General features: G+C 71.2%; 1 protein-coding gene. It reads right to left on the reverse strand.

All coding sequences use genetic code 11. The annotated features are described in order from the left end of the window. Window positions 1–99: 99 nt before the first annotated feature. Window positions 100–429 (reverse strand): helix-turn-helix domain-containing protein, encoded by a 330-nt coding sequence (locus ACWGB8_RS35790; protein ID WP_452217839.1) that lies wholly within the window; start codon window positions 427–429, stop codon window positions 100–102. Between the last annotated feature and the right edge of the window lie 185 nt (window positions 430–614).

Here is a 614-nt window from a genome sequence, read left to right on the forward strand (position 1 = left end):
TGCGCGGCCGCGACCTGCTTCTCGGCGGCCGTGATCTCGCCTCGCAGCTCACGCAGGCCGGCGAGCTCGGCGGTGTACGTCTTACGGTCCATCAGGGTCTCACTTCCCTTCCGCGGTCTCGGTGCCGGCATCGAGGGGGCGGGCCTGGCGGGCCAGCGTCAGCCAGCCGTCCGGGCCCTGCGTGCCGTGGATGTCGGCCAGACCCGCCAGCAGGAACGCGTACGCGCCACGCCTCGGCGCCCTCGGCTGGGCGGCGCCGGCCTCCCACTTCGCGAAGGTCTCCCGCCGAGTGTCCAGCGCCGCGGCCACCTCGACCTGGGTCAGGCCGGCGGCCTTGCGCAGCCGCTCCCGCTCGGCAGGCTCCGGCAAATCCCCACCGTCCCTGGCCTTGGCCAGCAGCGCATCCACCGCCGCATAGATCTCAGACATCACATACCTCCCAGCGAGGAAGGTAGCACAGTACGCCGCATATGGCGCGCACTATTGATCGCACATCCACCACAATCTGACCGCATCCGGGGCAGGTGACCCATGGACAGGTCTGCCGAAGCCGTCGGCCCGGCCACCACCACCCGGCCCGGCCCACCACAAACCCCCCAACACGGAGTCGGCCG

Source organism: Kitasatospora sp. NPDC054939 (genome assembly GCF_053610105.1).